7 protein-coding genes are annotated in these 6,922 nt (G+C 70.6%); 2 read left to right on the top strand and 5 right to left on the bottom strand.

What is annotated here, in order from left to right:
• Positions 1 to 126: 126 nt before the first annotated feature.
• The 5 genes from ACFC96_RS45295 to ACFC96_RS45275 form a co-directional block, all read right to left on the bottom strand.
• Entirely contained in the window at positions 127 to 351 is a 225-nt protein-coding gene (locus tag ACFC96_RS45295; protein ID WP_376225483.1) for an integrase core domain-containing protein, read from the bottom strand.
• A 232-nt stretch (positions 352 to 583) separates the two neighbouring features.
• A complete protein-coding gene (locus tag ACFC96_RS45290) occupies positions 584 to 1,825 on the bottom strand; it encodes a UxaA family hydrolase (RefSeq protein WP_376225484.1) in 1,242 nt (413 codons plus the stop codon).
• Entirely contained in the window at positions 1,822 to 2,253 is a 432-nt protein-coding gene (locus ACFC96_RS45285; protein ID WP_376251930.1) for a UxaA family hydrolase, read from the bottom strand. The genes ACFC96_RS45290 and ACFC96_RS45285 overlap by 4 nt, the downstream gene beginning before the upstream one ends.
• Positions 2,250 to 2,894, bottom strand: coding sequence for an RraA family protein (locus ACFC96_RS45280; protein WP_376251932.1), 645 nt, complete (start codon positions 2,892 to 2,894; stop codon positions 2,250 to 2,252). The genes ACFC96_RS45285 and ACFC96_RS45280 overlap by 4 nt, the downstream gene beginning before the upstream one ends.
• Before the next feature lie 348 nt (positions 2,895 to 3,242).
• Positions 3,243 to 3,980: a FadR/GntR family transcriptional regulator gene (locus ACFC96_RS45275; RefSeq protein WP_340458831.1), complete on the bottom strand. Its 738-nt coding sequence runs from the start codon at positions 3,978 to 3,980 to the stop codon at positions 3,243 to 3,245.
• A gap of 468 nt (positions 3,981 to 4,448) precedes the next feature.
• On the opposite strand from ACFC96_RS45275, the gene ACFC96_RS45270 reads away from it, so the two are divergent.
• Both ACFC96_RS45270 and ACFC96_RS45265 read left to right on the top strand, forming a co-directional pair.
• Positions 4,449 to 5,810 (top strand): MFS transporter, encoded by a 1,362-nt coding sequence (locus ACFC96_RS45270; protein WP_376618564.1) that lies wholly within the window; start codon positions 4,449 to 4,451, stop codon positions 5,808 to 5,810.
• A 1-nt stretch (position 5,811) separates the two neighbouring features.
• Positions 5,812 to 6,846 carry a zinc-binding dehydrogenase gene (locus ACFC96_RS45265; RefSeq protein ID WP_376618562.1) on the top strand — a complete coding sequence of 345 codons (1,035 nt, stop codon included), beginning with the start codon at positions 5,812 to 5,814 and terminating at the stop codon, positions 6,844 to 6,846.
• Positions 6,847 to 6,922 lie beyond the last annotated feature (76 nt).

Genomic DNA, 6,922 nt, shown 5'->3' with positions numbered 1-6,922 from the left:
CGCCGCCCACCGCTACGGCTCCATCGACAACGTCAACTCCGCGTACTGAGCCGCACCATGACCGTGCCGTGACCGACCCACGGCACAGCCCCACCCTCGAACGGAGGGCAGCGCCCATGCCGCACCTCAGCGGAGACGAAAGGCACACGGCCTTTGAGTGCGTGTACGGCGATGGGCTGTTGGTCGGCGCCTGGCGGTAGCTGGTTGCGGGGCCCGGTGGGGGCGGCGCTTGTTGTAGTGCCGTTCGCAGGCGGCCAGGATCTGTCGGGGGTGGGCCTCGTCGATGATGAGGACAGGGTCGATGGTCTCGCGTGGGATGCTGCCTATCCCGCGCTCGCAGTGGGCGTTCATCCGGCGTCGAAGGACTACCAGGCGCAGGCCCCAGGGCGCGAACCGCGTGCACGGACCACGGTCGTCCCGGGCGCTTGCAGGCAGGGCAACCGCACCGAGATGCTTCCGCACCCCCGACGCGGCCACGACAGGGCGCGGCTACAGGGCACGCCTACAGATCACGACCGGCTCAGAGACACGACCGACATGACGGCACTGGCAGTCCCGCCTGAACCAGCGGTGGCGGCTCCGTCTAGACCGGCAGGCAGGCCGGACCGCTCGGTTTGAACGACTTGTACCCCAGCTGGAACTCCTGGTGGCCGAGCGCCTCCGACTTGGTCGGTTCGCCGCGTACGGTTCGGGCGATCGCCTCGACGATCTCGTCGCCCACCTCGTCCAGGCTCGCCTCGCCGGCCAGGATGCGGCCCGCGTCGATGTCCATGTCCTCGCTCATTCGCCGGTAGGTGTCCGGGTTGGCGCACACCTTGACCACGGGGGAGACGGCCGAGCCGACGACGGAGCCCCGACCGGTGGTGAAGAGCACCAGCTGGGCTCCCGAGGCGATGAGTTCTACGATCTCCACGGTGTCGTTCATGTTCGGATAGCCGTGGCGCGGCTCGCCGTCGGGGACGACGTCGAGGAGGTACAGCCCACCGGTGGGCGGGAGTTCACCGGGCCGGATGATGCCGCGGATCTCGGACGCGCCGCTCTTGGCGTAGGCGCCCATCGACTTCTCCTCGATGGTTGTCAGACCGCCCTCGACGTTCCCCGGGGCGATACTGGCGTGCCCGAGGACCTCGTAGTAGTCAGCGGCCTTGCGTACGGTCCGGACGATCTCCGCGCCGAGTTCCGGGGTGACCGCCCGCTGCTCCATGTGGTGCTCGCACCCGATCAGTTCACCGGTCTCCTCGAACACGCACCGGGCACCACGCGCGGTGAGGCGGTCGAAGGCGCGGCCGACGGCAGGGTTGGCGGTGAGTCCGCTGGTGCCGTCCGAGCCGCCGCAGATCGTGCCCACGGTCAGGTCCGACCAGGCCACCGGTGTGCGCGGTGTGTCCTTGAGCGTGTCGAGGGCGTCCCGGACGGCCGCGCGGCCCGCCTCGACGGTGGCGCGGGTGCCGCCTGTCTCCTGGATGACCAGGGTCCGCACCGGACGTCCACTCTCGCGGATGCGGTCCGCGAGAGCGACTCGGTCGAAGGATTCGCAGCCGAGCGAGACGAGCACCACCGCGCCGGTGTTGGGGTGCAGGCAGAGTCGCGTCATGATCTGTTCCGCGTACGCGTTGGGGTAGCACCCGGGGAAACCGACGACCTGTACGTTCCCGTCCTCCTGGAAGGGGGCGACGATCTCGCGGCAGACGTGGTGCGCGCACTCGACGAGGTAGGCGACCAGGACGTTGTCCCGGATGCCGACGCGTCCGTCCGAGCGGCGGTAGCCGAGGGCGTCGGGTATGAGGCCGCTGTTCGAGGCGGTGCGGGCGGTGGTGGTGCTCACGGGGCCGTCTCTCCTTCGTCCGCTCGGTCGGCGGCGCTGAATCCGCGGCGGTGCGCGGACATGTAGGTGCTTTCGAGGTTGTGGGTGTGCAGGTTCTCGCCGTGCGCGACGGCACGCGTCGTACGACCGATCACGGCCCCGTACTTGCGGACCGGGGCGCCGGCGGGCAGGTTGTGGCGGGCGATCTTGTGGCCCACTGGCAGGTCGTCGTCGAGGCGGACCTTCCGTCCCGACACACTCAGCCAATGGCTGCGCGGCAGCGCCGTGCGCAGCACCAGGCAGTCGTCCTCGGGTGCCAGCAGCAGGAGTTCGGGGCTGTTGCCGTCTTCATCGGTGGGGGGTGGTAGGGGGGTGGGGCCCTGCGCCGTGAGGGAAAGCCGGGAGAGGGCGGCGGGCTGTCCGGCGGTCGTGTGGTCGGGCTCCGTCACAGGACACCGTGCCGGGCCCAGACCTCGCCGAGTGTGGCGCCGGCCAGGAGTTCGGACAGGACGGTGGACTCCGCGCGGGCTCGGGCGTTGGCCCGGGCGACGACGTCTTCCTGGGCCGCCGTAGGCACTACGACCACGCCGTCGTCCTCGGCGAGCACGATGTCCCCGGGAGCCACCCGGACTCCGGCGCAGGTGACCGGTTCGCCCACGGAGACGACCCGCATCCTGGCGCGGTAGTCCAGCGGCCGCACGCCGGCGGAGAAGACGGGGAAGTCCAGATCGAGGATGCGGCCGCTGTCGCGTACATAGCTGTCGCAGACGACGCCGGCCGCGCCGCGGCCCTTGGCAGCGGCGGAGAAGAGTTCGCCCCAGTAGGCGGTACGTGGATTGCCGCCTGTCGAGACGACGGCCACGTCACCGGAGCCGAGCGTGTCCATGAAGCGGATGAAGTCGCGGTAGGGGTCGTCCTCGTCCCGTTCGACCGGGGCGAACTGGATGGTGTGGGCGCGGCCGACGGCGCGCATCCCGCGGCGCAGCGGGCGCACGACGGCGTCGAGCACCTGGCCGCGGACACCGGCGGCGTCGAGGGAATCGGAGACCTGGGCGGCGCTCACGCCGTCGTCGAACAAGGGGGTGCGCATGGATGCCTCCTGGGAACCGGAGCGTCCGCGGGGTGCGCGAACGCTCCGGACCGTATCCAGGCGTCGGAAGCACCGTCAAGCAATTGGCCCGGCCAATTCGCTCCATGGGGTCACGCGGCCGGAGTGGCGGGCCGGAGGTGGTGTCAGCCCGCGGAAGCGCACGCCCGGCCTGACGGGTCCAGTGCTCCCCTCCGTGGGGCGGGCGCGCCACCTCGTCAGCGGTCCGGTCTGGCCTCCCGGTCGCCAACAGGGGCGCGGTCTTACACCAGAACTCGACTGGTGCCGACGGCGATAGTGATCACCTGCCGGCGGCTACGTGACCAGGCATTCCCAGCCCCGCAGCTCCCGTCAGGCGGAGCTCGCGCGCAGGAATGCCTCGACGTCGGCCACATGCGCTGCGGCCTGCGCTGCCGCACGCTGCGGATCGCGGTCGCGGAGCGCGGCGTAGATCGCCTCGTGTTGGTGCCAGGCGCGTTGGTAGACCCCGCTCTCGGCGTATCCACGCCACACCCGGGCCCGGTAGGTGCGGTCGCTCAGAGCCTCGACGAGCGCCGCGAGGACCGGGTTGCCCGCGGCCTGGGCGATGATCGAGTGGAAGCGCAGATCGGCCTCGGTCACCGATTCCACACTGCCGTCCCCGGACTGCGGGTCGTGGCGCATCTCGGTGAGGATCGCGTCGAGCCGAGCCAGGTCCGCCTCGTCGATGCGGGCCGCCGCCTGTGCCGCCGCCTCCGACTCCAGTACCCGTCGCACCGCCAGCAGATCGATGCTGGTGGCGGTCGAGGAGAGGGTCACCAGGAGCGACACCGAGTCGAGCAGCAGGCTGGGCGCGAGACTGGTGACGTAGGTCCCGGCACCCTGCCGGGACTCCACGATCTTCATCAGGGAGAGGGCGCGCACCGCTTCGCGTACGGTGTTGCGCGAGACCCCCAGGGTGAGCGCCAGGTCACGCTCGGTCGGCAGGCGCTCGCCGGCCTGGAAGCGACCCGAGACGATCATGGTCTTGATGGCGTCGATGGTGCCCTCGACGACGGACACCTTGCCGGTGTCGCCGGGCTCTGTGGGTGTGGGCTGCGAGGCGCTCATGCCGCGAGCTTAGAACTCTATGGACTACTGGCCCCCCGGATGATCTTCCGGGAGCTGCCCTGGCTGGTGTTGCCGCAGTGCGCGCTGTGCTCGGCGTACTTCCTCGGTGTGGCCGGCGCCCACCCTGCCACTGCCGACGCCGGGTGCCTGTCGCGTGCGATTGGCAGGGCCAATGTATTGCCAGGCTCCGTGGGCCCGTCCTAGATTGTGCGGGCCACCGCACTTCCCGGGCGTCCTCCCCGTGCGGTCAGGCCCCCTTCCGTCCCCACCCTTCCCGCACGCCGCGCTGCTCGGCGGCGCGGGCCGGAGAGGAAATCCCAGTGAAGATCACCGCATCGCGTGCCGCGCTCCTTGAGGAGGCCGGCGCACGGTTCCGCTTACGGCCGGGCCGCGAAACCGTCATCCGCCCGGCACCGGTCCGGGCCCATGCTCACCCTCACTGACACGGCGCTCTCGCAAGGAGGCGGTATGCGCACCACCCTCGACCCCGCAGCAGCACCCCGTACCGGCGGCACACCGAGCGGCCGGCGCAGACCGGGACTGCGCTGGGGCATGATCTCGCTCGCCTTCGCGGGCTGTGCGGTCAACAACATCGACCGGTCCGCCATCAGCGTCAGCCTGCCGTACATGTCGCAGGACCTGCACATCTCCGCGACCGTCGAGGGCCTGATCCTCGGCTGGTTCTTCCTCATGTACGCCTTCTGCCTGCTGCCCGCAGGCTCCGTCGTCGACCGGTTCGGCGCACGGCTCGTCTACGGCGCGGGCGGAGTCGTCTGGGGCATCGCCACCGTCCTGACTGCCGCCGTGCAGGGGGTCACCTCGCTCCTCGGCCTGCGCATGCTGCTCGGTATCGGCGAGGCCAGCCAGTACCCCTCGTGCGTACAGGCGACCGCTCGCTGGTTCCCGGCCCGCGAGCGCGCCACCGCCACCGCCGTGTGGGACATGGGCGCCCGGGTCGGCGGCGTACTGACCATGCCGCTGATGACGGCGGTCATCGGCTGGTGGGGCTGGCGCGCCGGATTCGTGGCGGCCGGCGCGCTCGGCTGCCTGTGGGCCGTCGGCTGGCTGGTGATGTACCGCGAGCCGCGCGCCCATCGGCGGCTGAGCCCGGCGGAGTTGCGGTACATCGAGGACGGTCAGGACAAGCCCACCGGGCCGGTCGCCGAGGACGCCCTGCGCTGGCGCGACCTGTTCCGCTACCGCGCGGTGTGGGGCATGATGCTCGGCTTCTTCTGCTTCAACTACATCGCGTACTTCTTCATCACGTGGTTCCCCAGCTATCTGGTCCACGCCCGCGGATTCGACCTGCTGCACCTCGGATTCTTCGGCATGATCCCCGGAATCGTCGCCGTCGGCGCCGAGTTCGTCAGCGGAGTGGTCCAGGACCGTGCCGCCGCGGCCGGAATCGCCACGACCCGTATCCGCAAGACCCCGCTCGTGCTCGGCATGCTGCTGGCCTCCGTGATCGTCGTCGCTGTCCTGGTGCCGTCGCAGCCAGCCGCTCTCGCCCTGTTCAGCCTGAGCTACGGACTGCTGATGATCGGCGGCCCGTCCATCGGCTCTCTGCCTCTCGACTTCGCTCCCACGCCCCGTCACATCGGGTCGCTCGGCGGCATCCAGAACTTCGCCGGAAACCTTGCCGGCTTCGCCGGGCCGATCATCACCGGCGCCCTCATCGACTCCTCCGGCTCCTACCTCCTGCCCGTCGCCGTCACAGGGGTCGTCTCCGTGGCGGGGGCGGCCACCTACCTGTTCCTCGTTCCCCGGCTCGAACCGATCCGTGTCGGCAGCCCGGCCACCGGTCCTCTCAAGAAAGCGACGTCCGCCTGACATGTCCTCCTACCCTGCCGCCCGGTACACGGGCTCCCGCACCTTCGACGTCAGCCCGGCCGCAGCGGTGCCCCCGGGCCCCGGGGACGTCCTCATCGACGTCGCCTACACCGGCATCTGCGGCACCGATCTGCACATCTTCCACGGAGACATGGATGCGCGGGTCACGCTGCCGGCGGTCATCGGCCACGAGATGTCCGGCCGGATCGCTGCACTGGGGCCGGACGTGACCGGACACCGTGTCGGTGACGCCGTCACGGTGATGCCGCTGCGCTGGTGCGGTCTATGCCCCGCGTGCCAGGCCGGCAACTCCCACATCTGCCACCGCCTCGACTTCGTCGGCATCGACTCGGCCGGTGCGATGCAGCGGCGCTGGACGATCCCGGCCGAACTGCTGGTGCCGCTGCCGGACGGACTCCCCCTGGACCGTGCGGCACTGGTCGAGCCGACAGCGGTCGCCGTCCACGACGTACGCAGGGCCGGTGTCGTGAAGGGGGAACAGGCGGTGGTCGTCGGCGCCGGGCCCGTGGGCCTGTTGATCGCCGCGGTGACACGTGATGCGGGCGCCGATGTCGTCGTGGTCGAACCGAACGAACATCGTCGTGCGTTCGCCGTGAAGCTGGGCCTGACTGCCGTCGACCCGGCCGGTGACGTACGCGGCTTCGTGGACAAGTGGACCGCCGGTGCCGGCGCCCCCGTGGTCTTCGAGGTGTCGGGTGCCGAGGCCGGGATCACCACCGCGGTGGACCTGCTCGCCACCCGGGGACGCCTCGTGCTCGTGGCCATCCACGGGCAGCCCCGCCCGGTCGACCTGCACCGCTTCTTCTGGCGCGAGCTGACGCTCGTCGGTGCTCGGTTGTACGACCGCTCGGACTTCGAGACCGCCGTCGAACTCGTCGCCGCCGGGCGGGTGCCCGCCGCCGAACTGATCTCCAAGGTTGTGCCGCTCTCCTCCGTCGCCGCCGCTTTCACCGCCCTGGAGAGCGGCGCTGCCGGGCTGATGAAGGTGCTCGTCGACTGCGGCAGCGACGCCTGATCGCTCCGTGTCAGCTGGGCATGCTCCCCGGTCCCCTGTCCCGCCTGTCCCTCGCTTTCTCCCCCCACCCTCTCTT

Origin of the sequence: Streptomyces sp. NPDC055955, assembly GCF_042270245.1 — a bacterium.
Classification (GTDB): Bacteria; Actinomycetota; Actinomycetes; order Streptomycetales; family Streptomycetaceae; genus Streptomyces.
The sequence above is the reverse complement of the archived record's forward strand: the minus strand, read 5'-3'. Positions and strand labels throughout refer to the sequence as shown.

Excerpts from the sequence above, each read along its gene's own strand:
- ACFC96_RS45275 (WP_340458831.1), bottom strand. The coding sequence starts at position 3,980 with ATGAGCGCCTCGCAGCCCACACCCACAGAGCCCGGCGACACCGGCAAG.
- ACFC96_RS45295 (WP_376225483.1), bottom strand. The coding sequence starts at position 351 with ATGAACGCCCACTGCGAGCGCGGGATAGGCAGCATCCCACGCGAGACC.
- ACFC96_RS45280 (WP_376251932.1), bottom strand. The coding sequence starts at position 2,894 with ATGCGCACCCCCTTGTTCGACGACGGCGTGAGCGCCGCCCAGGTCTCC.
- ACFC96_RS45270 (WP_376618564.1), top strand. The coding sequence starts at position 4,449 with ATGCGCACCACCCTCGACCCCGCAGCAGCACCCCGTACCGGCGGCACA.
- ACFC96_RS45265 (WP_376618562.1), top strand. The coding sequence starts at position 5,812 with ATGTCCTCCTACCCTGCCGCCCGGTACACGGGCTCCCGCACCTTCGAC.